General features: G+C 66.9%; 25 protein-coding genes. 12 read left to right on the forward strand and 13 right to left on the reverse strand.

Annotated elements, in window-relative coordinates:
- Nucleotides 1–67 precede the first annotated feature (67 nt).
- The 7 genes from AC5QAB_RS00475 to AC5QAB_RS00505 all read right to left on the reverse strand — a co-directional run bounded on the left by AC5QAB_RS00475 (nucleotide 68) and on the right by AC5QAB_RS00505 (nucleotide 9075).
- On the reverse strand, nucleotides 68–1498 hold the full coding sequence (locus AC5QAB_RS00475) for a replicative DNA helicase (RefSeq protein ID WP_014647708.1): 1431 nt from the start codon (nucleotides 1496–1498) through the stop codon (nucleotides 68–70).
- A 297-nt stretch (nucleotides 1499–1795) separates the two neighbouring features.
- Entirely contained in the window at nucleotides 1796–2356 is a 561-nt protein-coding gene (locus AC5QAB_RS00480; protein WP_014647710.1) for an NADPH-dependent FMN reductase, read from the reverse strand.
- A gap of 66 nt (nucleotides 2357–2422) precedes the next feature.
- Nucleotides 2423–4366 carry an asparagine synthase (glutamine-hydrolyzing) gene (gene asnB / locus AC5QAB_RS00485; RefSeq protein WP_046431608.1) on the reverse strand — a complete coding sequence of 648 codons (1944 nt, stop codon included), beginning with the start codon at nucleotides 4364–4366 and terminating at the stop codon, nucleotides 2423–2425.
- Nucleotides 4367–4369: 3 nt separating this feature from the next.
- A complete protein-coding gene (locus AC5QAB_RS00490; RefSeq protein ID WP_164165761.1) occupies nucleotides 4370–6649 on the reverse strand; it encodes a thiamine pyrophosphate-dependent enzyme in 2280 nt (759 codons plus the stop codon).
- A 78-nt stretch (nucleotides 6650–6727) separates the two neighbouring features.
- Complete coding sequence (locus tag AC5QAB_RS00495) at nucleotides 6728–7384, reverse strand: glutathione S-transferase N-terminal domain-containing protein (RefSeq protein WP_197562035.1); 657 nt, start codon at nucleotides 7382–7384, stop codon at nucleotides 6728–6730.
- A gap of 176 nt (nucleotides 7385–7560) precedes the next feature.
- Nucleotides 7561–8103 carry a GNAT family N-acetyltransferase gene (locus tag AC5QAB_RS00500; protein WP_032958898.1) on the reverse strand — a complete coding sequence of 181 codons (543 nt, stop codon included), beginning with the start codon at nucleotides 8101–8103 and terminating at the stop codon, nucleotides 7561–7563.
- Nucleotides 8104–8229: 126 nt separating this feature from the next.
- Complete coding sequence (locus AC5QAB_RS00505; RefSeq protein WP_032958908.1) at nucleotides 8230–9075, reverse strand: glycine zipper 2TM domain-containing protein; 846 nt, start codon at nucleotides 9073–9075, stop codon at nucleotides 8230–8232.
- Nucleotides 9076–9238: 163 nt separating this feature from the next.
- Between AC5QAB_RS00505 and AC5QAB_RS00510 the strand changes: the two genes are divergently transcribed.
- Together AC5QAB_RS00510 and AC5QAB_RS00515 are read left to right on the forward strand one after the other, a co-directional pair.
- Complete coding sequence (locus AC5QAB_RS00510; RefSeq protein ID WP_014647716.1) at nucleotides 9239–9454, forward strand: DUF6116 family protein; 216 nt, start codon at nucleotides 9239–9241, stop codon at nucleotides 9452–9454.
- Entirely contained in the window at nucleotides 9451–10224 is a 774-nt protein-coding gene (locus AC5QAB_RS00515) for a TatD family hydrolase (RefSeq protein WP_046431615.1), read from the forward strand. The genes AC5QAB_RS00510 and AC5QAB_RS00515 overlap by 4 nt, the downstream gene beginning before the upstream one ends.
- Nucleotides 10225–10258: 34 nt before the next feature.
- Here the strand turns inward: AC5QAB_RS00515 and AC5QAB_RS00520 are convergent, their stop codons facing one another.
- Nucleotides 10259–11083 (reverse strand): tRNA threonylcarbamoyladenosine dehydratase, encoded by an 825-nt coding sequence (locus AC5QAB_RS00520; RefSeq protein ID WP_046431617.1) that lies wholly within the window; start codon nucleotides 11081–11083, stop codon nucleotides 10259–10261.
- Between the two features lie 79 nt (nucleotides 11084–11162).
- Here AC5QAB_RS00520 and AC5QAB_RS00525 point away from each other — a divergent pair, with 79 nt between their 5' ends.
- Entirely contained in the window at nucleotides 11163–11597 is a 435-nt protein-coding gene (locus AC5QAB_RS00525) for a cytochrome c (protein ID WP_014647719.1), read from the forward strand.
- A 136-nt stretch (nucleotides 11598–11733) separates the two neighbouring features.
- A complete protein-coding gene (locus AC5QAB_RS00530) occupies nucleotides 11734–12228 on the forward strand; it encodes a glycine zipper 2TM domain-containing protein (RefSeq protein ID WP_005417545.1) in 495 nt (164 codons plus the stop codon).
- Between the two features lie 72 nt (nucleotides 12229–12300).
- On the opposite strand, the gene AC5QAB_RS00535 is transcribed toward AC5QAB_RS00530, so the two are convergent.
- Nucleotides 12301–12510, reverse strand: coding sequence for a cold-shock protein (locus tag AC5QAB_RS00535; RefSeq protein ID WP_014647720.1), 210 nt, complete (start codon nucleotides 12508–12510; stop codon nucleotides 12301–12303).
- A 235-nt stretch (nucleotides 12511–12745) separates the two neighbouring features.
- Between AC5QAB_RS00535 and AC5QAB_RS00540 the strand changes: the two genes are divergently transcribed.
- The 3 genes from AC5QAB_RS00540 to arsC all read left to right on the forward strand — a co-directional run bounded on the left by AC5QAB_RS00540 (nucleotide 12746) and on the right by arsC (nucleotide 14845).
- A complete protein-coding gene (locus AC5QAB_RS00540) occupies nucleotides 12746–13231 on the forward strand; it encodes a DUF456 domain-containing protein (protein WP_075076676.1) in 486 nt (161 codons plus the stop codon).
- Nucleotides 13232–13349: 118 nt separating this feature from the next.
- Nucleotides 13350–14504 (forward strand): phospholipase A, encoded by a 1155-nt coding sequence (locus AC5QAB_RS00545; RefSeq protein WP_197562119.1) that lies wholly within the window; start codon nucleotides 13350–13352, stop codon nucleotides 14502–14504.
- Nucleotides 14504–14845: an arsenate reductase (glutaredoxin) gene (arsC, locus tag AC5QAB_RS00550; protein WP_197562118.1), complete on the forward strand. Its 342-nt coding sequence runs from the start codon at nucleotides 14504–14506 to the stop codon at nucleotides 14843–14845. Before AC5QAB_RS00545 ends, arsC begins: the two co-directional genes overlap by 1 nt.
- Nucleotides 14846–14916: 71 nt before the next feature.
- On the opposite strand, the gene AC5QAB_RS00555 is transcribed toward arsC, so the two are convergent.
- The 3 genes from AC5QAB_RS00555 to AC5QAB_RS00565 form a co-directional block, all read right to left on the reverse strand.
- Complete coding sequence (locus tag AC5QAB_RS00555) at nucleotides 14917–15552, reverse strand: glutathione S-transferase N-terminal domain-containing protein (protein ID WP_197562175.1); 636 nt, start codon at nucleotides 15550–15552, stop codon at nucleotides 14917–14919.
- 57 nt (nucleotides 15553–15609) lie between these two features.
- On the reverse strand, nucleotides 15610–15948 hold the full coding sequence (locus AC5QAB_RS00560; RefSeq protein WP_046431623.1) for a hypothetical protein: 339 nt from the start codon (nucleotides 15946–15948) through the stop codon (nucleotides 15610–15612).
- A gap of 125 nt (nucleotides 15949–16073) precedes the next feature.
- Nucleotides 16074–17591 (reverse strand): fumarate hydratase, encoded by a 1518-nt coding sequence (locus AC5QAB_RS00565; RefSeq protein ID WP_014647726.1) that lies wholly within the window; start codon nucleotides 17589–17591, stop codon nucleotides 16074–16076.
- 158 nt (nucleotides 17592–17749) lie between these two features.
- Here AC5QAB_RS00565 and AC5QAB_RS00570 point away from each other — a divergent pair, with 158 nt between their 5' ends.
- From AC5QAB_RS00570 to AC5QAB_RS00585, 4 genes are all read left to right on the forward strand, one after another.
- Nucleotides 17750–18646 carry an RNA polymerase sigma-70 factor gene (locus tag AC5QAB_RS00570; RefSeq protein WP_197562176.1) on the forward strand — a complete coding sequence of 299 codons (897 nt, stop codon included), beginning with the start codon at nucleotides 17750–17752 and terminating at the stop codon, nucleotides 18644–18646.
- A 36-nt stretch (nucleotides 18647–18682) separates the two neighbouring features.
- Nucleotides 18683–19132, forward strand: coding sequence for a carboxymuconolactone decarboxylase family protein (locus tag AC5QAB_RS00575; RefSeq protein WP_032958889.1), 450 nt, complete (start codon nucleotides 18683–18685; stop codon nucleotides 19130–19132).
- 214 nt (nucleotides 19133–19346) lie between these two features.
- Nucleotides 19347–21218, forward strand: coding sequence for an ABC transporter ATP-binding protein (locus AC5QAB_RS00580; protein WP_075076679.1), 1872 nt, complete (start codon nucleotides 19347–19349; stop codon nucleotides 21216–21218).
- A gap of 79 nt (nucleotides 21219–21297) precedes the next feature.
- Nucleotides 21298–22077 (forward strand): ferredoxin--NADP reductase, encoded by a 780-nt coding sequence (locus tag AC5QAB_RS00585; RefSeq protein ID WP_014647730.1) that lies wholly within the window; start codon nucleotides 21298–21300, stop codon nucleotides 22075–22077.
- Nucleotides 22078–22152: 75 nt separating this feature from the next.
- On the opposite strand, the gene AC5QAB_RS00590 is transcribed toward AC5QAB_RS00585, so the two are convergent.
- Nucleotides 22153–22632 (reverse strand): glutathione peroxidase, encoded by a 480-nt coding sequence (locus tag AC5QAB_RS00590; RefSeq protein WP_014647731.1) that lies wholly within the window; start codon nucleotides 22630–22632, stop codon nucleotides 22153–22155.
- Nucleotides 22633–22762: 130 nt separating this feature from the next.
- On the opposite strand from AC5QAB_RS00590, the gene AC5QAB_RS00595 reads away from it, so the two are divergent.
- Complete coding sequence (locus tag AC5QAB_RS00595) at nucleotides 22763–24931, forward strand: M3 family metallopeptidase (RefSeq protein ID WP_014647732.1); 2169 nt, start codon at nucleotides 22763–22765, stop codon at nucleotides 24929–24931.
- Nucleotides 24932–25074: the final 143 nt, after the last annotated feature.

A 25074-nucleotide genomic window follows, 5' to 3' on the forward strand; every position in this document is an offset into this window, starting at 1 on the left:
GGAATCCTTGCGTTCCGAATGGTTTACCGCCCGGAAGGCGATTGCCGGCCAGCGGCCGGCATGGCCGTTATTCGAACGAGCCGACCGAATCGTGGGCCAGGTTGTCGAAGCGGGTGTACTCGCCGAAGAACTTCAGCTTGCACGAGCCGGTCGGACCACCACGGTGCTTGCCGATGATGATCTCGGCCAGGCCCTTGTCCGGCGAGTTTTCCTTGTTGTAGTAGTCGTCGCGGTAGATGAACACGATCATGTCCGCGTCCTGCTCGATTGCGCCCGACTCGCGAAGGTCGGCCATCACCGGGCGCTTGTCGGTACGCGTTTCCAGCGAGCGGTTGAGCTGTGACAGCGCGATCACCGGCACATTCAATTCCTTGGCCAGGCCCTTCAACGAACGCGAGATCTCCGAGATTTCGGTCGCGCGGTTTTCGCTGTTGCCGGGCACGCTCATCAGCTGCAGGTAGTCGATCACGATCAGGCCGAGGTCATGCTCGCGCTTGAGGCGGCGGCACTTGGAGCGCAGCACTTCCGGCGACACGCCCGGCGTATCGTCGATGAAGATCTTGGTTTCCTTCAGCATCTTGATCGCGCTGGTGACGCGGCTCCAGTCCTCGTCTTCCAGCTGGCCGGTACGCAGGCGCTGCGCGTTGATGCGGCCATTGGAGGAAATCAGGCGCATCGCCAGCTGCGATGCCGACATTTCCATCGAGAACACCGCCACGCCCTTCTTCGACTTGATCGCCGCGTACTCGGCGATGTTCAGCGCGAAGGTGGTCTTGCCCATGGCCGGGCGCGCCGCGAGGATGATCAGATCGGTCGGCTGCAGGCCGGCGGTCATCGCATCGAAATCGGTGTACCCGGTCGGCAGGCCGGTGATGTTGCCGCCGTTCTCGAAGCGGTTGCGCAGCTCCTCGAATGCATCCTTCAGCGCACCGGGCATGGCCACGAAATCGGTGCGACCACGTGCGCCCTGTTCGGCAATGGCGAACACGCTCTTTTCCGCCGAGGCCAGCAGCTCGCTGCTGTCGCGGCCTTCGGGCTGGAAACCGTCGTTGACGATGTCGGTGCCCACTTGGATCAGCTGGCGCAACACTGCCTTGTCACGCACGATCTCGGCGTAGGCCACGATGTTGGCAGCCGACGGCGTGGTACTGGCCAGTTCGATCAGGTAGGCACCGTCGCCCACCAGTTCCATCTTGCCCTGCGACTCGAACCACTCGCCCAGGGTCACCGCATCGAACGGACGCTCGCGCTCGGACAGCTCGCGGATCGCCCGATAGATCATCTGGTGGTCGCGACGGTAGAAGTCGCCTTCGGTCAGCTGGTCATTGACCCGGTCATACGCTTCGGGCGCCAGCATCAGCCCCCCCAGCACCGCCTGCTCGGCTTCCACCGAATGCGGCGGTACCCGCAACTGGTCGATGCGCGACTCGTCGCGATCGCGATCGAAGCCATCACCGCGCTCTCTGCGGTTGGAACGGAAGCCGGGACGAGCGGACATGCTGCGGTGTTTCCTGCAAAAGTGGGCCAGACGAGTGTAGGCATGCGCCGACCCCGGCGACCATGGACAAGCCTGTGGATAAGCCGTGGAGAAACGGGGGATATCCGCCGGCGCCTGGCCAGACTGGCGTGGGGGCGTCGCACTGCCTGCGACAGGCGCCATTGCGGCACCCGAGCGGAGCATTATCGCAGATCAGGCGCCACGGGTCGGAGCCCGTCGCTGCGCGTCAGGATCCGACCCCGGGCGTGGTTGGGGTCGGATCCCTCTGCGACGCAGGGAACTCCGACCCCGCAGGCGTCAATCGCCCTTGACGTGCACCGCGATCAGCGCCAGGAAGCGGTCCACGTAGCCCTGCAGGAACTTCTGCGTGCCCTCGTTGTGGATCGTGCCGTCGGCATCGATCAGGCCCTCCTTGAAGTGGATGAACGCCTCGGGCTGCCCAAGCACATGCATGTCCAGGAAGGCCAGGGTGTTGCGCAGGTGCTGCTGGGCCACGGCGGTACCGATCTGCCCGATGGAGGCGCCGATCACCGCCGCCGGCTTGCCGGCAAACGCACTGTCACCGTAGGGACGCGAGCCGATATCGATGGCGTTCTTGAGCACGCCCGGCACCGACCGGTTGTATTCGGGGGTGACGAACAGCACCGCGTCGGCGGCGCGCACCTGGTCCTTCAGCCGGGTACCCTGCGCCGGGTACTGCGCGTCGAAGTCCTGGTCATACAACGGCAGGTCGCCGATCTGCACGTACTGGAAGCGTGCGCGATCACCGGCGATCTTCTCCAGCGCATGGGCCAGCTTGCGGTTGCACGAGTCCTTGCGCAGGCTGCCGACGAACACGGCGATGGTGGGGACGGACATCGGGACATACTCCTCATGGTGCGGGAGGCCCAGCCTAGTCGCCGGGCCCGTGCAGGCCGGTGAAGATCAGCCGCCCACAATGCCTGCGCGCACCTGCCGCCAATGCGCCTGCCAGGCCTGGAACATCAGCACGTTCCACAGATGGGTATGCCACTTGCGCTGCCCTCCCAGGAACTGCTGCCACAGCGGCTGCACCGCCGCCGCCGACAGCACGCCCTCACGCTCCAGCCGCGCCGGCTGCAGCAGGTCCTCGGCCCAGGGCCGCAGGTCGCCTTTCAGCCAGTCACTGACCGGCGCGCCGAAACCGCGCTTGGGACGGTGCACCATCGAATGCGGCACGTAACGGCCCAGCACGCGCTTGAGCAGCACCTTGCTGGTGGTCTCGCTGCGCTTGAAGCCCAACGGCAGCGACCAGGCGAACTCGGCCACCCGCCAGTCCAGCAGCGGTGCGCGCGCCTCCAGGCTGACCGCCATCGAGGTGCGGTCGACCTTGCACAACAGATCGTCCGGCAGGTAGGTCACGAAATCGGCCAGCATCATCGCGTCGGCCGGCGTACCCGCGCCGTGCAGCGGATCGGCCAGGTCGTAGAAGCTGCCGGCGGCCCGCGCGCCGGTCACCGCCGCGGCCGGGTCGCGCCAGCGCGAGATGCGGTTGCGGTAGACGTCGCCGATGCCACGCGCACCGGTCTCGGCCAGTAGCGCGGCCAGGCCACCGGTGCGCGAGGCTTCGCCCTGCTGCTGCGCACGCGCGCCCATCCAGCGCCGCAGCGGCCCCGGCACGCGGCCGAGCATCTGCCAGTTGCGCAGCGCGCGTACATACCGGGTATAGCCGAAGAACAGCTCATCGCCACCGTCACCAGACAGCGCCACGGTCACGCCCTGCCGCGCCAGCCGGGCGACCAGCGCGGTCGGCACCTGCGACGCGTCGGCAAAAGGCTCATCGAACATCGCCGGCAACTGCGGCACCACCGCCAGCGCGTCGGCGCCGCTGACGTACAACTCGGTATGGTCACAGCCCAGGTGGGCCGCCAGCTCCCGGGCCAGCGGCGCCTCGTCATGTCCCGAATCGGTGAAGCCGATGCTGAAGCTGTGCACCGGCTGCCCGCTCTGGGCCTGCATCAGCGACGCCACCAGTGAGGAATCGGTGCCACCAGACAGGAATACGCCGACCGGCACGTCGGCCACCATGCGTAGCGCCACCGCGTCGCGCAGCAGCGTGTCCAGCTGTTCCTCGGCATCCTCGATGCGGCCCTGGAAGGGTGCGGCCAGCGCCGCCTGCATGCGCGCGCGCGCATCCCAGTACGGCCGCTGTGCCTGTTCCGGACGATGCGCGGATGCGCCGGCAGCGACGGCCGCCGCGTCCAGGCGCAACACCCGGCCCGGCATCAGCTTGTAGCAGCGCTGGTGGATGCTGTGCGGCGCCGGGATGTAATCCAGCCGCAGCAGCAAGGTAAGCGCATCGCGGTCGATGTCATTGTCGAACGCCGGGTGCTGCCAGAGCGCCTTCAGTTCCGAACCGAACACCAGCGTGTCGCCGGCCCAGCCGTAATACAGCGGCTTCTTGCCGACGCGGTCGCGGGCCAGCCACAGGCAGCGCTCCTGGCGGTCCCACAGCGCGATGGCGAACATGCCGTTGCAGCGCTGCAGGGTGTCTTCCACGCCCCATTGCAGGATCGCCGCCAGCAGTACTTCGGTATCGGAATGGCCGCGGAAGGCATGCCCCAGCGGCTCCAGTTCCTCGCGCAGGGCGGCGAAGTTGTAGACCTCGCCGTTGTAGGCCATCACGTAGCGGCCGTCGGCCGAGGCCATCGGCTGGTGGCCCAGCGGGGACAGGTCGAGGATGCTCAGGCGGCGATGCGCCAGCGCGATGCCCGCCTCGGCATCGACCCAGCTGCCGCCATCATCGGGCCCGCGGTGGTGCAGCGCCTGGCCCATGGCCAGGGCCTGCGCCTGCAGCGCCTCGGCCGACGCCAGCGGCGCCGGCAACAACATTCCCGCCAATCCACACATGCATCAGGGTTCCTGCGCCAGGTCGAGGGCGGCGCCAATCACCGCATTGTCGCTTGGAAGCCCGAACATTGCTGCCCCCGCCAGTGGCGTGTAGGTGTCGGCACCACAGACCCGGCGCAACGGCAGATGGCCGAACCCGGCCTCGACCAGCGCGGTGACCACGCCCTCGCCCACCCCGCCGCTGTGGCGGCCTTCATCCAGCACCAGCACCCGCCGTGCGCTGGCGGCCTGGGCAGTGATGAAGCCGGCGTCCAGCGGTACCAGCCAGCGCAGGTCGACCACCCGCACCTGCCAGCCCAGCTGCTGCTCGATCGCCCGCGATGCGCGCAATGCCATCGGCACGCCGTTGCCATAGGTATAGATCACCAGATCGCCGGCCTCCGGCGCATAGACCCGGCCCTCCCCCGGCACCAGCGACTGGCCCTGTGCGGGGAAGTCGAACAGCCACTGGCCATCGCCGGCTTCGTGCAGGTCCTTGCTCATGTACAACGCGATCGGCTCCAGGAACACTGCCACCCGCCCATCCACCCGCGCCAGTGCGGCCAGCGTGCGCAGCATCATCACCGCATCGTCGCCGCGCGACGGGCAGCCCACCACCAGCCCCGGGATGTCGCGCAACGCGGTGATCGAGTTGTCGTTGTGGAAGTGGCCACCGAAGCCCTTCTGGTACCCCAGCCCGGCCACCCGCACCAGCATCGGGTTGCGGTACTGGTCGTTGGAGAAGAACTGCAGCGAACACGCTTCGCCGCGCACCTGGTCGATGGCGTTGTGCAGATAGGCCAGGTACTGGATCTCCGGAATCGGCAGCATGCCCAGGTTGGCCAGGCCCTGAGCCATGCCCAGGATCATGGTCTCGTCCAGCAGGGTGTTGAACACCCGGCGTGGGCCGAAGCGGCGCAGCAGATCCTTGGTGACGGTGTAGACACCGCCCTTCTGTGCGACGTCCTCACCGAACAGCAGGCTCTGCGGATACTTCGCCAGCAGTTCCTGCAGGGCATGGTTGATCTGGATCGCGAGGTGGCGTGGCGCCTGCCGTTCGGGCAACGCCTCCACACCGCCATACAGGGCTTGACGCGCTCCGGCGGGCACCTCGCGCCGTGCTTCGGCCTGCACCGCAGCCGGCGTATAGGGCGCAAGCGGCTCCATCACTTCCCGCAGCGACTGCAGCTTCGGCCGTCCTTCGGCATCGGCGGCGGCGGCCATGCAGCGCGCGCGCATCGTCTCGTAGGCCACCTCGATGGCGGCCGCATCCATCCAGCCCGATTCCATCGCGATCTGTGCCGAGCGCAGCAGCGGATCCTGCGCCTCGGCCGCGCACAGCTCCGGCAACGCGCGCCATTCCACCTCGAAGTCGGTGCCGGCGTGCCCCATCAGGCGCGTGGTGCGCAGATGCAGGAAGGTCGGCCGCCGCGTACGCCGGCAGTGCTCCACCGCCGCCTGCACCTGCGCATGGCCGGTGGCCAGGTCGAGGCCATCGGCGTAGAAATAGTCCAGCCCGGGCTGACCGCTGAAGCGTTCGGCGATCCAGCCTTCAGGCGTTTTCACCGAGATGCCCAGGCCATTGTCCTCGCAGACGAACAGGACCGGTGCCGGCAGCTTCTGGTAGGCCGACCACATCGCGGTGTTGAACGCGGTCTGCGCGGTGGCATGGTTGGCCGAGGCGTCGCCGAACGAGCACAGTACGATGCTGTCGGCCGGAATGGGCAGTTCGTGGCCCAGCCGCTTGCCGCTTTCGAGGGCCAGCGCGGTGCCCAGCGCTTTCGGAAGATGCGAGGCGATGGTCGAGGTCTGCGGCAGCACCCACAACGGTTTGCTGCCCCACACCTTGTGCCGCCCCCCGCTGGCCGGGTCATCGGCGCTGGCAGCAAAGGACAGCGCGGCATCGCGCAGCGGGTCGATCCCCGGCACCTGGCGTGAGCGCTCGGCCATGAAGGCACCGGAGCGATAGTGCAGGAATGCAGGATCCGTATGCCGGCAGGCCCGCGCCAGCAGCGCATTGCCTTCGTGGCCGGATGAACCGATGGTGTAGAAGACCTTGTTCTGCACGCGCAGCACGCGCGCCATCAGGTCCAGCTGGCGGCTGGCCAGCTGCGAATCGAACAGCTCGCCAAACGCGGCGGCGGTAAGCGTGCTGCCCGGCAGGATCGGCGCATCCGGCGCCGGGCGCGGGCGCGGGGTACCGCGCCAGCCACGCACCGCGTCGAGGAAATTGGCGTCGCACACGTCGGCGCGGTTGAGCACGCGCATGCGTGCGGGAATCGGATCTGGAACCACAGCGAACATCGAACACCCTCCGTGTCGTTGTTGCATTCCGCCCGGGGTTGGCCAGGCGCTACCCTGTGGGGATCACCTTGGTGAGAGTCATGCGGCCTCGAAGCGGGCGCGCACCTCGGCGGTCACCGCCGGCATCGGCAGGAAGCGCGGCTGCCCGCGCACGCGCTGCAACCAGGCGCGAACTTCCGGGAACGACTGCAGGCTGATTCCACCCTCGCCTGCGACGTCGGTGTAGGCGAACAGCGCGATGTCGGCGATGCCGTACCCACTGCCGGTGAACCATTGCGCATCACGCAGGTGCTGCTCCATCACCGCCAGTGCAGCGGCAGCGCGCTCGTGCAGGCGTGGCAGTTCGGCGCGGCGCGGCGACCCAGGCGGGGTCCAGCCGCGGATGAAGCGCGCGACCGCCACGCACGGCTCGTGCGTGTACTGCTCGAAGAACATCCAGCTCAGTGCCTGCGCGCGCTCCCAGCCATCGTTGGGCAGGTAGGGCGTGCCTTCGGCCAGCCAGAAAAGGATCGCATTGGACTCGGTCAGCACGCGGCCATCGTCGCGGACGATCAACGGCACCTTGGCATTGGGATTGAGCGCGAGGAACTCAGGGGTGTGGGTCTGGCCGTGGGCACTGTCCACTTCCACCCAGCGGTAGCGGCTGCCGAGCTGCTCCAGCAGCAGGCGGACCTTGTGGCAATTGCCTGACACCGACATGCCGTGCACCGTCAACGGGACGCGCTCTTCCACCATTGCCTGCTCCCTCGGATCCGGCCGGCGGCCGGCTGCGTGCAGTCTGGCAAGCACGCCAGTGAATGCCAAGCGCGGGTGCAGCATGACTACACGGTAGTGCCGGCCGCTGGCCGGCATCCTCGATGCAGCTGGATCCAAGCGATTGCCGGCCAGCGGCCGGCACTACCAAGCCACGCTCAGCGCGCGCGTTGCCGCCACTGTTCACGCGACTGGCCCCAGATCTGCATGGGCTTGTCGTTGTATGGCGCCGGCAACTCCCCCATGCGCAGCAGGGTGCTGCCGAGCTTGCGTGCCACGGCCCGCGAGTTGTCGTTGTTCTCGGCGATGGTATGGATCACCTCAGCCCAGCCCAGCGTATCGAACGCCCAGTCGATCGCCGCGACCGCCGCCTCCGGCGCATAGCCCCGGCCCCAGCTGGCATGGCGGATGCCCCAACCGACCTCGGTACCCGGCCAGTCCTGCGGCTGCCACGGTCCCATCCGCCCGATCCAGTCGCCGCTGGATTTCTCGATCACGCTGAACATCGAGAAGCCGAACAGCTGCCAGGCGCCGGCCAGGCTGCAGAAACCGCGCCAGGCCACCGAGGGTGGCTGCACGCCGCCCAGGGTACGCATCGTGGCCTCGTCGGCGCAGAACGCCAGGTACGGCTCGTAGTCCTCGCGAAGCAGCGGGCGCAGGATCAGCCGCTCGGTTTCGATGCGCAGGTCGAAGATGCTCATGCCGGCTCCATGTCGAAGGGGGCACCCATGATGGAGGATGGCTGCCCTGCGCGGATGAATATCGCCGGTCGCAATGAAACGGGCCGGCATGAGCCGGCCCGTCAGGTACTGCATGCTGCGCCGGGATTACTGGCGCGTGGCTGCGGCAGTGGCACCGGCGGCAGCGGTCTGCGTGACCAGCTGGCCATCGACCACCGGCAGGCGATCGCTGGCCGGCTTGTTGTCCATGCGCACGGTCTTCTCCGCGCCGTCATAGCGGTAGGTCACGTTGTAACCCTTCACCACGTCGTTGGTACCCATGGCAATGCGGTTGCCCGGCTTGCTGGCCATGCGCATGGTGCCGGTGGTGCCGTCCTCATTGCGGTAGGTCACGTTGTAGCCGGTAACACGGCTCGACTCGGAAGTGGCGGTCTCGGTGTGGCACTGGCGCTCGGTGCGGTTGACCACGCGGCCACCCACGTGGCGCTTGTCGATCTGGTTGCCGATGAAGCCACCGGCCACGGCACCGGCGGCGGTCGCGGCCTTCTTGCCGTTGCCACCGCCGACCTGGTTGCCGAGCAGGCCACCCACCACCGCGCCAACCACGGTACCGCCAACGTTGCCATCACGTTCCGGCAGGCGCTCCTGCACCGTCACGTCCTGGCAGACTTCATGAGGAGTCTGGGTCGTGGACGTTTCGCGCACCGCATCGGTGCCGATCACGGTGGCGTAGGCCTTCTGCTTCTCGGTGATCGGGTCAACCTTCAGCACATCGGCATATTCAAGCCCGCGCGGCGCGGACGGGTCCAGCTTGTCACCACGTGCGCCGTCGTCAGAAGCGTTACCTTCAACGAGGCGCGATTCACCATTGGGGGTTCCGGCGCTGATGGAATCGGGCGACTTGTCACCACTCTTCATGAAGGCGGCGGTGGCGATGCCACCGACCAGCAGCGCGCCCGCTGCGACCAGGACAGTTGTAGTTGTGCTTTTCATGACCTGCTCCTTGCGGACCATCCGCAACGTTCTCGGCGCAGATTGCAGCATGCGCTGCCTGAACGGAATCTCCACATTTCCTGCTCATTCCGATAACCCATTCAGCATCGGGAAATGCTGGGCCCGTGGTAGCGTTTGCATATTCCCCACGAGGCTCCCCGCCATGGCCAACCCGATGCTGCTGCCGGTACTGCAATGGGCCCGCCGGCTGCGCTACCCCACCCTGTTCAAGCTCACCGCCGGCCTGTTCGTGCTGACCTTGTTCATCCCGGACCCGATCCCGTTCGTCGATGAGCTGGTGCTGGGCTTCGGCACGCTGCTGCTGGCCAACTGGAAGAGCCGCAACGCCGCAACACCTCCGCCGCTGGAACAGCGTTGAGCATCCTGGTTGACAGCCACTGCCATCTGGATGCCAGCGGGTTCGACCGTGACCGCGCTGCGGTGATCGAACGTGCGCAGGCCGCGGGGGTGCGCCAGCAGGTGGTACCGGCGGTGACCGCGGCCAGCTGGCCGAAGCTGCGTGAGGTCTGCCAGCAGGCGCCGGGGCTGTACCCGGCCTACGGCCTGCATCCGATGTTCCTGGCCGATCACCAGCCCGGGCACCTGCCACTGCTGCGCGAGTGGATCGAGCGCGAACGCCCCTGCGCGATCGGCGAATGCGGCCTGGACTTCTTTGTCGAAGGGCTGGACGCCGACGCCCAGCAGGCGTATTTCATCGGCCAGCTGGAACTGGCCCGCGAATTCGAGTTGCCGGTGATCGTGCACGCGCGACGCGCGGTGGATGCGGTGATCGCCGCCATCCGCCGCGTCGGCGGCCTGCGCGGCGTGGTGCACAGCTTTTCCGGCAGCCCGGAACAGGCCGCGCAACTGCACAGGCAGGGCTTCCTGCTCGGCCTCGGTGGCCCACTGACCTACGATCGCGCGCAACGGCTGCAGCGGCTGGTGCGCGAGATGCCGCTGGAACAGTTGCTGCTGGAAACCGACGCGCCCGACCAGCCCGACGCCGGCATCCGCGGCCAGCGCAACGAGCCAGCGCGGCTGGCGACCATTGCCCGGCACGTGGCCGCACTGCGCGGGATGGAGCTGGAAGCCGTGGCCCAGGCCACGACGGAGAATGCGCGGCGATTGTTCGCGCTGCCGGCAATGTAACGGGCAGGTGCCGGCCGCTGGCCGGCACGATCCATCACACCTCGCTGGCCTCTACCGCATCCACCTTCACCTTCTTCGGCTCCAGCAGCATCTCCAGCGCCTTGCCAACCGCCGCGAAGGCGAACGCGCCGGTGATGTGGGTTGCCGCGCCCAGGCCGGCACCACAGTCCAGCTTCAACGCCGCATCGGCGCCCAGGTTCGGACGGATGCCGCAGACGCTGCCATCGGCCTGCGGGTACTTCACATTCTCCAGCGAATACACCGCCGGTACGCCGAAATAGCGCTTGGCGTTCTTCGGGAAGTTGAATTCGCTGCGCAGCTTCTTGCGGATCAGCGCCAGCATGGCGTCGTGCTCGGTGCGAGAGACATCGCGGATGCGCACCAGGGTCGGGTCGGTACGGCCACCGGCGGCACCGACGGTCAGCAACGGCAGCTTGCGGCGGCGGCACCATGCGATCGTCTCGACCTTGACCCGGAAGCTGTCGCAGGCATCGATCACCAGATCGAACCCCCGGTCCAGCAGCTCGGCCATGTTGGACACGGTCAGGAATGCCTGCACCGCGTCGACCCCGATGTCCGGATTGATCGCACGGCAACGCTCGGCCATCGCCTCGGCCTTGTTGCGGCCGTAGTTGCCTTCCATCGCCGGCAGCTGCCGGTTGGTGTTGGACACGCAGATATCGTCGGCATCGATCAGGGTCAGGTGGCCGACGGCCGAACGGGCCAGCGCCTCCACCACCCACGAGCCGACGCCGCCCATGCCGACCACCGCCACGCGGCTGCCCTGCAGGCGCTCGAGTGCACCCACGCCGTACAGCCGTTCGATGCCGGCGAAGCGCTGTTTGACCTGTTCGTTCATCGGGCTATTTTAACGTGCAGGTGCTGGCGCCCGCAGTACGCCGGCGTCGAACCCACCGTTGCACGCCCGGAGTGCCCGCATGAATGCCAGCCCGCCCCGCCGCCTGTCCAGCGCCCATCGCTACCTGTTCGTGCTCTGCCTGGGCCTGCTGATCGGCCTGATCGCCACGGTAATGGTCGGCCGCGCCCTGCAGGCGCGTCGCGATCCGTTCCCGGGCAGCCTGATGCAGGTGATGCAGCGGCAGTCACAGCTGCTGCAGCAGGCCCAGCTGCAGAACCGCTGCAGCCTGGCTGACAGCGTGCCGCGGCTGCAGGTGCTGCGCCTGCTGTCCAATGACCTGGACCAGGCGTTTCCCGGGCTGAAGGACAGTGCGCAGTTCCAGCAGCACGCCAGCCAGCTGCGCGGCAACCTCAACACGGCGCTGGCCTCACCCCCCGGCGACTGCAGGGCCCTCGCCCAGCTGGTGGAAACACTGCAGGCGGACTGCCGCGCCTGCCACCAGGATTTCCGCTGAGCCGCATTCATCCTGCAGCCGGGCAGCACGCACACGGTTGGCGCGTTGTTCACGTTCGAAAGGAGAGGATTCGTCCACCCTGCTGCACGACGCAGTACCACCCAACCCACCCGCCTTCACGGCCAGGAGACGCCCCATGAAGATCCAGCTCATCGCCGCCAGCGCCATCGCTACCCTCGCGCTGGCTGGCTGTGCCACCTCGCCCGGTTACAGCGGCGGTGGTTACAACAACGGCTACAACAACGGCGGCTACGGCAACAATGGCGGCTACAACCAGGGCCGTTGCGCTGACTGTGGCATCGTCACCCGCATCAACACCGTGCCCTCGGGCCGCACCGCGCCCAGCGCGACCGGCGCGATCCTCGGCGGCATCGTCGGCGCCGTGGCCGGCCATGAAATCTCCGACCACACCGGTGGCAGCCGTGGCAACAAGAACATCGCCGCCGCCGCAGGCGCGGTCGGTGGTGCCCTGGCCGGCAACCAGATCCAGAAGAACGTCACCAGCGATACCTATGACATCAGCGTGCGCATGGATGATGGCCGCACCATCGTGGTCAACCAGCGCGATCTCGGCGGCATCCGCGAGAACACCTACGTGCGCGTCGTCAATGGCAAGGTCATCCTGCGCTGACCTGCACCGGGCCAACGGCAAAGAAAAAGGCCCGCTTGCGCGGGCCTTTTTCATGCCGACGGGCGGCGGGTATTACACCGGCTGCACCTTGTCAGCCTGCAGGCCCTTCTGGCCCTGCACGACTTCGAAGCTCACAGTCTGGCCTTCCTTGAGGCTCTTGAAGCCCTGGGTCTCGATGGCGCGGAAGTGCACGAACACGTCCTCGCCATTCTGCCGGCTGATGAAGCCGAAGCCCTTCGCATCATTGAACCACTTTACGGTACCGGTCTCGCGCTCAGCCATCTCACTAACTCCCTTTGACTCTCTCTTGTTGTTGGAAACGCCCGGTGGGCGGCTGACAAGCAAGGGGGAAGCGAGGTGCATCGATGCAGCGGATCGGAAAGATCTTGCTTCATCAGGCCACGATCCACGGTGACCTTGCCAAGCTCAGCGACTGCAACTTAACCCGCCCAAAACGAAAAAGCAACTGGCAAAATCTTTCACTGTCAACCCCAAAACGGCCACCATACGGGACAGCATGGGACTCTCATTCATCTTATATCTGCTAGCGGTCATTTTTGTCCTGATCGGCATCGCTGGCATCATCCTGCCGGCCCTCCCGGGCATCCCGCTGGTGTTCATCGGGCTGCTGCTGGCGGCCTGGGCCGACGGCTTCGCCCACGTCGGCTGGCCCACCCTGGTCGCGCTGGGCGTGCTGACCCTGCTTTCACTGTTGGTGGACGTGCTCGCCACCGTAGTTGGCGCGCAGCGCGTCGGCGCCAGCCGCAAGGCCCTGTGGGGCACCTTCGTCGGCAGCATCGTCGGCCTGTTCTTCATGCCCATCGGCCTGTTTGCCGGACCGCTGATCGGCGCCCTGCTCGGCGAGTACTGGCACACCCGCGAACTCGGCCGCTCGACCAAGGTGGGCCTGGCGACCTGGCTCGGCATCCTGCTCGGCCTGGCACTGAAACTGGCGGTGGTGATCGCGATGCTGGGCCTGTTCGCGTTCGCCTGGTTCTTCTGAGCCACCTAGCCTTCACGCCACGCGCACGCCGTGGCCGTGCATAAACGGTGGGGCTGGCCGCGATCCGGTGCAGCCGCCACACTGTGCGATTCCCGTATCCATCGAAGGGCCTGCTGCAATGACCCTCCCCACGCTGTTTCCCCGTCTGGCACCGCTGGCGCTTGCCCTGGCCAGTGCACCGTTGGCTGCGCAGGAGTTCGCGCCCAGCGCCGACACCTCGCCGGCCGCCTGCGCGGCGATCACCACCGACGCGGCCCGCCTGGCCTGCTATGACCGCCTCTTCGGGCATACCCCGGAGGCCACCGCCGCCGCCGATGCCGCCGCCGAATCGGCTGCGCAGGCGCGCCGCGAGGAACGACAGACCGCGCGCGTGAGCCAGGGCGAGGAAAAGCTGCGCGAGCGGGTCAGCGACCTGTTCCGTCCGGCGGCACCGGACAGCGCGCTGGCCAATGCTGGCCGCGGTTCGCTGCTGGATAGCCGCTGGGAGCTGGCCGAGGACTCCAAGCTGGGGCCCTTCCAGCTGCGTGCCTACAAGCCGGTGTACCTGCTGCCGGCGTTCTGGACCAGCGACCGCAACACCACGCCGCATTCGCCGAACCCGGCCAACAGCGTGACGACCCCGCAGGTACTCGACAGTACCGAGCTGAAGTTCCAGATCAGCTTCAAGACCAAGATCGCCGAGAACCTGTTCGGCGACAACGGCGACATCTGGGCTGGCTACACCCAGAGTTCGCGCTGGCAGGCCTACAACAGCGAGGATTCGCGCCCGTTCCGCGAAACCAACTACGAACCCGAAGTGATGATGGTGTTCCGCAACGGCTACTCGATCGGTGGCTGGCGCGGGCGCATGACCGGTATCAGCCTCAACCACCAGTCCAACGGACGGGCCGATCCGCTCTCGCGAAGCTGGAACCGGGTCATGCTCAACATCGGCCTGGATCGCGAGAACTGGGCGCTGGTGCTGCGCCCGTGGTACCGCATCCCGGAAAGCCGCAGCGAAGACAATAATCCGGACATCGAGGATTACATGGGCCGGGGTGACGCGACCCTGATCTGGAACCGCAACGGGCATGAAGTCGCGCTGATGGCGCGTCATTCGCTGCGCACCGGCAGCCGCTCCCACGGTGCACTGCAGCTGGATTACGGCTTTCCGATCAGCAATCTGCTGCGTGGCCATGTGCAGGTCTTCGACGGCTATGGCGAGAGCATGATCGACTACAACCACAAGGCCACCTATGTGGGCGTGGGCGTGTCGCTGCTGGAGTGGTTCTGATGGACGTGACGATCTGGCACAACCCGGCCTGCAGCAACTCGCGCGGCGCACTGAAGCTGATCCGCGATGCGGGCTTCGACCCGGTGGTGATCGAGTACCTGGGCACCCCACCCGACGCGCCCACGCTGCGCCAGGTGCTGGCCGAGTCGGCCCTGAGCGCGCGCGACCTGGTGCGCAGCAAGGAGACCCAGTTCGCCGAACTCGGGCTGGAAGATGCCGACGATGCCACCCTGCTGGCTGCGATGGCCGAACACCCGCGCCTGATCAACCGCCCCGTGGTGCGCACGCCCAAGGGCACACGGCTGTGCCGCCCGCCGGAAACGGTGCTGGAGATCCTGTAACGGAAAAGGGGACGGAGGGGATTAAGTCGTTTGTGCACAAACGACTTAATCCCCTCCGTCCCCTTTTCTGGTTAGCGCCAGTCGGTGATGCCTTCGCGGCGGTAGGCCTCGGCGAACGCCGGGCGCGCCTTCATCGAGGTGGCATGTGCCTTGAGCGACGGCCAGGTGTCACTGGGCCTGGGCATGTTGCGCGACCAGCGCATCAGCATCACCAGCATGTAGTCGGCCACGCAGGGCGTGGCGCCCAGCAGGTAGGGCCCATGCGCCAGCAGGTGCGTGGCCACATGCTGCCAGGCCGCTTCCAGGCGCTGTCGCGCCATCTCGCGACTGGCCTCCACGTTTGCCTCGCCCGCCACCTCGTGCGGATAGAACCAGGCGCGATAGGCCGGCTGCAACGTATTGGCACACCAGAACATCCAGCGGTAGGCATCGGCGCGCTGCGGCGTGCCCAGTGCCGGCAACAAACCGGCGTCCGGATGGCGGTCGGCCAGGTACAGGGCGATCGCCGCCGCTTCAGTCAGTACCAGGCCATCGATCAGCAGCGTCGGCACCACGCCGGCCGGATTCAGTGCCAGGTACTCCGCCGACTTGTGCTCGCGCGCGTCGAAATCCAGCAGCACCAACTCGTGCTCGATGCCGAGCTCGATCAGCAGCCAGTGCACCACCAGCGCGGCGGTGCTTGTCGAACCATACAGCGTGGTGCTCATGCGGCGGATCCTGTGCAGGTGGGCCGGCCGATTATGCGCCCGTGCGGGAGCCGTCGCTCAGCCGCAGCTGCTCATGCAGGTATCGCGGCGCTCGCCACAGGACATCATCGGCGCGCGCAGCGTGCAGTCATGCGTCTTCAGTTCGCAGGCACGGCGCAGGTCCGGGTTGTCCACGTCCTTGCAGCGCTTGTCCGGCGCCGGCACCATCCGCTGCTCGCAATTGCTCTGGCGGCTGCCGAGAGAGTCATTCTGCGCCATGCAGCTGCGATAGCCGGCCTGGCACTGCATGCGGCATTGCGCCGATGCAGGGAAATCCGCGCCTTCGTACGACGCCGGGGTGCTGCAGCCGGCCAGGGCCAGCAGCACGCCGGCCACGATGAAGCGATGCAGGGCCATGGACACGTCCTGTGCGAGGGTGTGCCGACCGTAGCAGAGCCAGGGCTACAGGCGTGTTAATCCTGCCTCCAGATACAGCAACGGCGCCACAGGGGCGCCGTTGTCCGGACCGAAGCGTGCGGGAATTACTCCACCACCACCGGAATCTTGCCGATGCGGGCCTGCCACTCGCGCGGGCCGGTCTTGTGCACCGATTCGCCGGCGGAGTCGACGGCCACGGTCACTGGCATGTCCTGCACGGTGAACTCGTAGATCGCCTCCATGCCCAGGTCAGCGAAACCGACCACCTTGGCCGCCTTGATCGCCTTGGACACCAGGTAGGCCGAGCCACCGACGGCCATCAGGTAGGCCGACTTGTGCTTCTTGATCGCCTCGATCGCGGCCGGGCCGCGCTCGGCCTTGCCGACCATGCCCAGCAGGCCGGTCTGTGCCAGCACCTGCTCGGTGAACTTGTCCATGCGGGTCGCCGTGGTCGGGCCGGCCGGGCCCACCACTTCGTCACGCACCGGATCGACCGGGCCGACGTAGTAGATGAAGCGGCCCTTCAGATCGACCGGCAGCTGCTCGCCCTTGTTGAGCATGTCGACCATGCGCTTGTGCGCGGCGTCGCGGCCGGTGAGCAGCTTGCCGTTGAGCAGCAGGGTCTGGCCCGGCTTCCAGCTGGCCACGTCTTCCGGGGTGATCGTATCCAGGTCCACCCGGGTGCCCTTGGATGCGTCGTAGGTCAGCTTCGGCCAGTCTTCCAGCGACGGCGGGTCCAGCATCACCGGGCCGCTGCCATCCAGGGTGAAGTGCGCATGGCGGGTGGCCGCGCAGTTCGGGATCATCGCCACCGGCAGGTTGGCCGCGTGGGTTGGGTAGTCGTTGATCTTGATGTCGAGCACGGTGGTCAGGCCACCCAGGCCCTGCGCACCGATGCCCAGCGCGTTGACCTTCTCGTACAGCTCCAGGCGCAGCTCCTCGATGCGGTTGGACGCACCACGGGCCTGCAGCTCGGTGATGTCGATCGGCTCCATCAGCGCTTCCTTGGCCAGCAGCATCGCCTTCTCGGCGGTGCCACCGATGCCGATGCCCAGCATGCCCGGCGGGCACCAGCCGGCGCCCATGGTCGGCACGGTCTTCAGCACCCAGTCGACAATCGAGTCGGACGGATTGAGCATGGCGAACTTGGTCTTCGCTTCCGAACCACCGCCCTTGGCGGCGACGATCACGTCGACTTTGTTGCCCGGCACCACCTTGACGTTGACCACGCCCGGGGTGTTGTCCCTGGTGTTGATGCGCTTGCCTGCCGGATCGGCCAGCACCGAGGCGCGCAGCTTGTTGTCCGGGTGCATGTAGGCGCGGCGCACGCCTTCATTGGCCATGTCTTCCACGCCCATGGTGGCGTCATCCCAACGCACGTCCATGCCGATTTCCAGGAAAACGGTGACGATGCCGGTGTCCTGGCAGATCGGGCGGTGGCCCTCGGCGCACATGCGCGAATTGATCAGGATCTGCGCCATCGCTTCCTTCGCGGCCGGCGACTCCTCGCGCTCGTAGGCGGCGGCAAGGTTCTTGATGTAGTCGACCGGGTGGTAGTACGAGATGTACTGCAGCGCGTCGGCGATGGACTGGATGAGGTCTTCCTGCTTGATCGATGTCACGTCTTGCTCGCTTGCTCGAGGCTGGCGGGGGTAATCCGCCCATTTTACCCCCTCCCCCGGCCGCAGGTAGAGTCAGGGGTCAGATCCCTTTCCCTGGGAAAGGGATCTGACCCCGCCTCCTCTGTCACGCCACGCGCCACTGCGGCGTCCTTGCCCACATGAACGCCGAAACCGCTTTCCAGACCCTCCGCCCGCGCCTGATGGCGCTGGCCTACCGCCTGCTCGGCAGCCGCACCGACGCCGAAGACGTGGTCCAGGACGCCTGGCTGCGCTGGTCCGGCGCCGATCCTGCGGCCGTCCGCGATGCCGAGGCCTGGCTGGTCACCACCACCACCCGGCTCGGCCTGGACCGGCTGCGTGCGGCCAAGCGCGAGCGCGTCCACTACGTCGGCCCATGGCTGGCCGAACCGCTGGCGGTCACCCTGGAGCCGGACCCGGCGCCCGGTCCGGCCCAGCTGCATGCGCTGGCCGACGACGTCTCGGTCGCTTTCCTGACCCTGCTCGAACAGCTCGGCCCGGAGGAACGCGCCGCCTTCCTGCTGAAGGAGGCGTTCGACCACGACTACCGTCAGATCGCCGAGCTGATCGGCCACAGCGAGGCCAACTGCCGGCAGCTGGTGCACCGTGCCCGGCAACGCCTGCAGGCCGGACGACCGCGCTTCAATGCCGATGCCAGCCAGCACCGGCAGCTGCTGGCGCGCTTCATGGAGGCCTCGCAGCGCGGCGACAGCGAAGCGATCCAGGCCCTGCTGCACGCCAACGCGGTACTGGTTTCCGACGGCGGTGGCGTGGTCACTGCGGCGGTGCGGCCGCTGCTGGGCGCCGAACGCATCGGCCGCCTGTTCTGGGCCATCGCCCGCCGCGGCGCGGTGCATCCCGCCCAGCTGGGCTACGTCAACGGCGAGCCGGCGATCCTGCGCTTTGTCGGTGATCGCTTGCACTCGGTCACCACCATCGAGGTGGTCGATGGCCGCATCGCCAACGTGTACAGCGTGTTGAATCCGGAAAAGCTGCCGGGTGTTGTCACGCGCGATGACGGTACGGCGTCCTGGTAGTGAAAGGCGGCCACCGTGGCCGCCGTGGAGCCGAAAATGTCCGACCACGCCTCTCCCCGCGTCCCCTACACCCGCCTGGCCGCCGAGGCCTTCAAGGGCCTGCTGGCCACCAGCCAGGCCGTGCATGACAGCTCGATCGATCCGACCCTGATGGAACTGGTGTTCCTGCGCGTGTCGCAGCTCAACGGCTGCGGCTACTGCATGGACATGCACGGCACCGCGCTGCGCAAGGGCGGCATCGAGCCGCGCAAGCTGGACACGCTGCCGGCATGGCACGAGAGCCGCTTCTTCGACGAACGCGAGCGCGCGGCACTGGGCTGGGCCGAGGCGCTGACCCGGCTGACCGACGGCGCGCCGTCGCAGGCCGCGTTCGATGCCCTGGCACCGCACTTCGATGAGAAGGGCATCAGTGACCTGAGCATGGGCATCGCGGTGATCAATGCCTGGAACCGCCTCGGTGCGGGGTTGCTGCCGCCGCTGCCGTAAAGGGGGCTGGCCGGGCTGCCGCCCGGCACCCGCAGAGGCAACAACCAGAGCAACATCAAAAACCGGCACTACTGTGAGTTGGCGGGGTGGGTCCACGCAATGCGTGGATGCAGGAGGGTCAGATCCCTTCGCTTCGCGAAGGGATCTGACCCCGGTGCCGGCAACACGGCTGCACTGACTCCCCCTGCACGTATCACGCGCGCACAATACGCGCATGCCTGCCATCCCCCCCGTTGGCGCTGCCGCCGCGAAGAAACCCAGCCTGCGCCAGCGCTTCAAGGCGATGCGCAACCTGCCGCCGTTCCTGCGCATGGTCTGGCAGACCAGCCCCGCGCTCACCCTGGCCAGCCTGGGGCTGCGCCTGATCCGTGCGCTGCTGCCGGTGGCGATGCTGTACGTCGGCAAGCTGATCATCGACAGCGCCCTGCACCTGAGCCAGCACGACGCCGGTTTCCCGCCGCTGGGCGAGGCGCTGTCCAGCGGCATGCTCAATCCGCTGCTGGGCCTGTTGGCGCTGGAATTCGGCCTGGCCATCGCCTCGGACCTGCTCGGCCGGCTGGTCAGCTACGCCGATGCCCTGCTCTCCGAGCTGTTCGCCAACGTCACCAGCATCCGGCTGATGGAACACGCGGCGACGCTGGATCTGGAGGACTTCGAGGACCCGGACCTGCAGGACAAGCTGGACCGTGCGCGGCGCCAGACCATGGGCCGGATGAACCTGATGAGCCAGCTGTTCGGCCAGGTGCAGGACGCGATCACCGTGGCCAGCCTCGCCGTCGGCCTGCTGGTCTACGCGCCGTGGCTGATCCTGCTGCTTGCGCTGGCACTGGTGCCGGCCTTCATCGGCGAATCGCACTTCAACGCGGCCGGTTACAGCCTCAACTTCCAATGGACGCCCGAGCGCCGCCAGCTCGACTACCTGCGCCAGCTCGGTGCCAGCGTGGAAACGGCCAAGGAAGTGAAGATCTACAACCTGCACCGCTTCCTGGTCGAGCGCTATCGGCGCCTGTCGGTGGCGCTGTTCCAGGCCAACCGCGCCCTGGCACGGCGCCGCGCGTTCTGGGGCACGCTGCTGGCTGCGCTGGGTACGCTGGGCTATTACACCGCCTACGCCTACATCGCCTGGCGCACGGTGCGCGGCGATTTCTCGATCGGCGACCTGACCTTCCTTGCCGGCAGCTTCCTGCGCCTGCGCCAACTGCTGGAAGGCCTGCTGATCGGCTTCTCGCAGGTGGCCAGCCAGGCGCTGTACCTGGACGACCTGTTCTCGTTCTTCCAGATCGAGCCGGAAATCCACTCGCGCGAAGGCGCCATACGCGTGCCGCAGCCGATCCGCCAGGGCTTCGTGTTCGAGAACGTCGGCTTCCGCTATCCCGATGCCGAACAGTGGGCGGTGCGCCACCTTGATTTCCAGCTGCAGGCCGGCGAAGTGCTGGCCCTGGTCGGCGAGAACGGCGCCGGCAAGACCACCCTGGTGAAGCTGCTGGCACGCCTGTACGAACCGGACGAGGGCCGTATCCTGCTCGATGGCCGCGACCTGCGCGACTACGACCTGGACGACCTGCGCGCCAACCTCGGGGTGATCTTCCAGGACTTCGTGCGCTACAACCTCAGCGCCGGCGAGAACATCGGCGTCGGCCAGGTCGAGGCCATGGACGACCGGGCGCGCATCGCCGACGCCGCGCGCCGCGGCATGGCCGAGGAAGTGATCGAGGAGCTGCCCGGTGGCTACGACCAGCTGATCGGCCGCCGTTTCAAGCAGGGCGTGGACCTGTCCGGTGGCCAGTGGCAGAAGATCGCCATTGCCCGCGCATGGATGCGCAATGCGCAGGTGATGATCCTGGATGAGCCAACGGCAGCACTGGATGCGCGCAGTGAGTTCGAGGTGTTCCAGCGGTTCAGGGAACTGGCGGATAATCGCACCGCCGTATTGATTTCCCACCGTTTTTCCTCGGTCCGCATGGCCGATCGCATCCTGGTGCTGGCCGATGGCCGGATCGAGGCCAGTGGCACCCACGCCCAGCTGATGGCACAGGGCGGCCGCTATGCCGAGCTGTTCGAGCTGCAGGCGGCGGGTTACCGCTGAGAACGCCTCTCGTTCCGCCCAATGAGAACCCGTCTCATTTGAGATAGAATTCCCCCGACGACTTTTGACAGATACGCCCATGTCCTCCGCTTTTGGCGCCGAAACGGTGCTTGAGGTCCGTCACTGGACCGACGCCTACTTCAGTTTCACCACCACCCGCGACAGCGGCTTCCGCTTCGAGAACGGCCAGTTCGTGATGATCGGCCTGGAAACCGAGGCACGGCCGCTGCTGCGTGCGTACTCCATCGCCAGCGCCAACTGGGAAGAGCATCTGGAGTTCTTCAGCATCAAGGTGCAGGACGGCCCGCTGACCTCGCGCCTGCAGCACATCAAGCCAGGCGACAAGGTGCTGGTCGGCAAGAAGCCCACCGGCACCCTGCTGATCAGCGACCTGCACCCGGGCAAGAACCTGTACCTGCTGGGCACGGGCACCGGCATGGCGCCGTGGCTGTCGGTCATCAAGGACCCGGAGACCTACGAGCGCTTCGAGAAGGTGATCCTCTGCCACGGCGTGCGCTACGAAAAGGATCTGGCCTACCGCGATTACTTCGAGAGGGAGCTGCGTGAGCACGAGTTCCTGGGCGAGATGATCGGCGACAAGCTGCTGTACTACCCGGCCGTCACCCGCGAGCCGTTCGCCAACCAGGGCCGCCTGACCTCGCTGATGGAAAGCGGCCAGATGCAGCGCACCCTCGGCCTGCCGGAGCTGAGCCCGGAAAACGACCGCGCGATGATCTGCGGCAGCCCGCAGATGCTGGCCGACCTGCGTGCTGTGCTCGATGCCCGTGGTTTCCAGGTTTCGCCGCGCATCGGCCAGCCGGGCCACTACGTGTTCGAGCGCGCGTTCGTCGAGAAATGATGCTGCAACGGTAGTGCCGGCCGCTGGCCGGCTCTTCCTGGCCCACGGGGTTGCCGGCCAGCGGCCGGCACGACCTCACAGCAGCGCTTCGATCTCGCCGCGCAGCTGCTCCGGCCGGGTGGTGGGCGCATGCCGCGACACCACCCGCCCCTGGCGATCGACCAGGAACTTGCTGAAATTCCACTTGATGCGGGCACTGCCGAGCACGCCGCGCTTCTCCCGCGCGAGCCACCTCCAGAGCGGGTCGGCCCCCTCGCCGTTGACCTCGATCTTTTCCGACAGCGGGAAGCTGACCGGATAGTCCAGCGAACAGAACTGGCGGATCTGCGCGGCATCACCGGGCTCCTGCGCGCCAAACTGGTTGCACGGGAAGCCGATCACCACCAGGCCGCGCTCGCGGTAGTCCTGCCACAGCTGCTCCAGCCCGGTGTACTGCGGGGTGAAGCCACAGCGGCTGGCGACGTTCACCAGCAGCAACGGGTGGCCCTGGTACCGGGCCAGCGCCTGCGGCTGGCCGTCGAGGTCACGGAAGCTGAAATCGTAGGCAGTGGTCATGGCAGCGGGCCGTGGGCGGTGAACGCATGGTACCCGCGCCCGGCCCCGGCAACATGCCTTTTGACACAAGTGCAGTCGCCGCCGGCCGGGTTACCCTCGGGCCCTTGTTTGCCTTACCGGAGCTTCTACCTTGACCACTCGACTTGCCCTTGCCGTGGCCATGTCCCTCGGCCTTGCCCTGCCCGCCTTCTCGGCCGGCGCCGCCACCCCGGCTGCCAGCACCAATGCCCAGCAGGCCAACCCGTTCTTCGCCGAAAGCCCGCTGCCGCTGCACTTCCCGCAGTTCGACAAGATCAAGGACAGCGACTTCGCCCCGGCCTTCGACGCCGGCATGGCGCAGCAGCTGAAGGAAGTGGAGGCGATCGCCAACAACAAGGCCAAGCCGACCTTCGACAACACCATCATCGCGCTGGAAAAGAGCGGTGACATCCTCGACCGTGCGACCACCGTGTTCTTCAGCCTGGTCGGCGCCGATACCAACGACACCCGCAAGAAGCTGCAGGCCGACTACTCGGCGAAGTTTGCCGCGCACAGCGATGCGATCGCGCTGAACGGCAAGCTGTTCGCCCGCATCCAGGCGCTGTACGACACCCGCAGCCAGCTGGGCCTGGACGCCGAAGGCGTGCGCCTGGTCGAGAAGTACTACGACAATTACGTGCGCGCCGGCGCCAAGCTGTCCGAGGCCGACAAGGCCACGCTGAAGGACATGAATGCCGAACTGGCCAATCTGGGCACCAAGTTCAGCCAGAACGTGCAGTCGGAAGTGAACGCTTCGGCAATCACTGTCGACGACGTCAAGGAGCTGGCTGGCCTGTCCAAGGAGCAGATCGCCGCCGCCGCCGAAGCCGCCAAGGCCCGTGGCCTGGAAGGCAAGTACGTGATCACCCTGCTCAACACCACCGGCCAGCCGCCGCTGACCAACCTGGCCAACCGCGCCCTGCGCCAGAAGATCTACGAAGCCTCGACCACCCGCGGCAGCCGCGGCGGTGAGTTCGACAACACCGCGCTGGTCTCGCGCATCATGCAGTTGCGTGCCGACAAGGCCAAGCTGATGGGCTTCCCGAACTTCGCCGCCTACAACCTGACCAACCAGACCGCCAAGACCCCCGAAGCGGTCAACGCGATGCTCGGCAAGCTGGCTCCGGCCGCGGTGGCCAATGCCAAGCGCGAAGCCGCCGACCTGCAGGCGATGATCGACAAGGAGCAGAAGGCCGCGCGCAAGCCGACCTTCCAGCTGGAACCGTGGGACTGGGCCTTCTACAGCGAGAAGGTGCGCCAGGCCAAGTACAACTTCGACGAGTCGCAGCTGAAGCCATACTTCGAACTGAAGAACGTGCTGGAGAACGGCGTCTTCTACGCCGCCGGCCAGGAATTCGGCCTGACCTTCAAGCAGCGCACCGACCTGCCGGTCTACCACGATGACGTCACCGTCTACGACGTGTTCGACGCCGATGGCAGCCAGCTGGCGATCTTCATCTTCGATCCGTATGCACGCGCCTCCAAGCGTGGCGGTGCGTGGATGAACTCCTACGTCTCGCAGTCCAAGCTGACCGGCTTCAAGCCGGTGGTCGCCAACCACCTGAACATCCCGAAGCCGCCGGCCGGCCAGCCGACCCTGCTGACCTGGGATGAGGTGAACACCACCTTCCACGAGTTCGGCCACGCCCTGCACGGCATGTTCTCCAACGTGAAGTACCCCTACTTCTCGGGCACCTCGGTGCCGCGCGACTTCGTCGAGTTCCCCTCGCAGGTCAACGAGATGTGGGCCGACAACCCGGTCATCCTGAAGAACTACGCCAAGCACTACCAGAATGGTTCGGCGATGCCGCAGGCCCTGCTGGACAAGGTGATTGCCGCATCGAAGTTCAACCAGGGCTTTGCCACCACCGAATACCTGGGGGCGGCGATGCTGGACCAGAACTGGCACCAGATCGGCCCGGACCAGGTGCCGGCGGCCAAGGACGTGATGGCGTTCGAGCGCGCCGCGCTGGAGAAGGACGGCATCTACTACGCGCCGGTTCCGCCGCGCTACAAGACCCCGTACTTCAGCCACATCATGGGCGGCTACTCGGCCGGCTACTACGCCTACATCTGGTCGGAAGTGCTCGACGCCAACACCCAGAAGTGGTTCAAGGACAACGGCGGCCTGAGCCGCAAGAACGGCGACCACTTCCGCGCCACCCTGCTGTCCAAGGGCGGCAGCGTCGACGCGATGCAGCTGTTCCGCGATTTCGCCGGCCACGAGCCGCAGATCGAACCGCTGCTGGAAAAGCGTGGCCTGACCGGCGCCGGCAACTGATCGCCAGCGCAGTCGCCTGAAACGAAAACCGCCCGGGAGACCGGGCGGTTTTTTGTTGTGGTCGGGGTCAGAGCCCTCTTCTGCGAAAAGGGATCTGACCCCGGGGTCGGATCCCTTTCCGACGGAAAGGGCTCCGACCCCAG

The sequence above is a fragment of the Stenotrophomonas sp. YJH_SMC_127 genome (assembly GCF_059372445.1).

What these genes read in the sequence shown, in the direction of transcription:
- AC5QAB_RS00475 (WP_014647708.1), bottom strand. Translation starts at nt 1,498, where the DNA reads ATGTCCGCTCGTCCCGGCTTCCGTTCCAACCGCAGAGAGCGCGGTGAT.
- AC5QAB_RS00480 (WP_014647710.1), bottom strand. Translation starts at nt 2,356, where the DNA reads ATGTCCGTCCCCACCATCGCCGTGTTCGTCGGCAGCCTGCGCAAGGAC.
- asnB (WP_046431608.1), bottom strand. Translation starts at nt 4,366, where the DNA reads ATGTGTGGATTGGCGGGAATGTTGTTGCCGGCGCCGCTGGCGTCGGCC.
- AC5QAB_RS00490 (WP_164165761.1), bottom strand. Translation starts at nt 6,649, where the DNA reads ATGTTCGCTGTGGTTCCAGATCCGATTCCCGCACGCATGCGCGTGCTC.
- AC5QAB_RS00495 (WP_197562035.1), bottom strand. Translation starts at nt 7,384, where the DNA reads ATGGTGGAAGAGCGCGTCCCGTTGACGGTGCACGGCATGTCGGTGTCA.
- AC5QAB_RS00500 (WP_032958898.1), bottom strand. Translation starts at nt 8,103, where the DNA reads ATGAGCATCTTCGACCTGCGCATCGAAACCGAGCGGCTGATCCTGCGC.
- AC5QAB_RS00505 (WP_032958908.1), bottom strand. Translation starts at nt 9,075, where the DNA reads ATGAAAAGCACAACTACAACTGTCCTGGTCGCAGCGGGCGCGCTGCTG.
- AC5QAB_RS00510 (WP_014647716.1), top strand. Translation starts at nt 9,239, where the DNA reads ATGGCCAACCCGATGCTGCTGCCGGTACTGCAATGGGCCCGCCGGCTG.
- AC5QAB_RS00520 (WP_046431617.1), bottom strand. Translation starts at nt 11,083, where the DNA reads ATGAACGAACAGGTCAAACAGCGCTTCGCCGGCATCGAACGGCTGTAC.
- AC5QAB_RS00525 (WP_014647719.1), top strand. Translation starts at nt 11,163, where the DNA reads ATGAATGCCAGCCCGCCCCGCCGCCTGTCCAGCGCCCATCGCTACCTG.
- AC5QAB_RS00530 (WP_005417545.1), top strand. Translation starts at nt 11,734, where the DNA reads ATGAAGATCCAGCTCATCGCCGCCAGCGCCATCGCTACCCTCGCGCTG.
- AC5QAB_RS00535 (WP_014647720.1), bottom strand. Translation starts at nt 12,510, where the DNA reads ATGGCTGAGCGCGAGACCGGTACCGTAAAGTGGTTCAATGATGCGAAG.
- AC5QAB_RS00540 (WP_075076676.1), top strand. Translation starts at nt 12,746, where the DNA reads ATGGGACTCTCATTCATCTTATATCTGCTAGCGGTCATTTTTGTCCTG.
- AC5QAB_RS00545 (WP_197562119.1), top strand. Translation starts at nt 13,350, where the DNA reads ATGACCCTCCCCACGCTGTTTCCCCGTCTGGCACCGCTGGCGCTTGCC.
- arsC (WP_197562118.1), top strand. Translation starts at nt 14,504, where the DNA reads ATGGACGTGACGATCTGGCACAACCCGGCCTGCAGCAACTCGCGCGGC.
- AC5QAB_RS00555 (WP_197562175.1), bottom strand. Translation starts at nt 15,552, where the DNA reads ATGAGCACCACGCTGTATGGTTCGACAAGCACCGCCGCGCTGGTGGTG.
- AC5QAB_RS00560 (WP_046431623.1), bottom strand. Translation starts at nt 15,948, where the DNA reads ATGGCCCTGCATCGCTTCATCGTGGCCGGCGTGCTGCTGGCCCTGGCC.
- AC5QAB_RS00570 (WP_197562176.1), top strand. Translation starts at nt 17,750, where the DNA reads ATGAACGCCGAAACCGCTTTCCAGACCCTCCGCCCGCGCCTGATGGCG.
- AC5QAB_RS00575 (WP_032958889.1), top strand. Translation starts at nt 18,683, where the DNA reads ATGTCCGACCACGCCTCTCCCCGCGTCCCCTACACCCGCCTGGCCGCC.
- AC5QAB_RS00580 (WP_075076679.1), top strand. Translation starts at nt 19,347, where the DNA reads ATGCCTGCCATCCCCCCCGTTGGCGCTGCCGCCGCGAAGAAACCCAGC.
- AC5QAB_RS00585 (WP_014647730.1), top strand. Translation starts at nt 21,298, where the DNA reads ATGTCCTCCGCTTTTGGCGCCGAAACGGTGCTTGAGGTCCGTCACTGG.
- AC5QAB_RS00590 (WP_014647731.1), bottom strand. Translation starts at nt 22,632, where the DNA reads ATGACCACTGCCTACGATTTCAGCTTCCGTGACCTCGACGGCCAGCCG.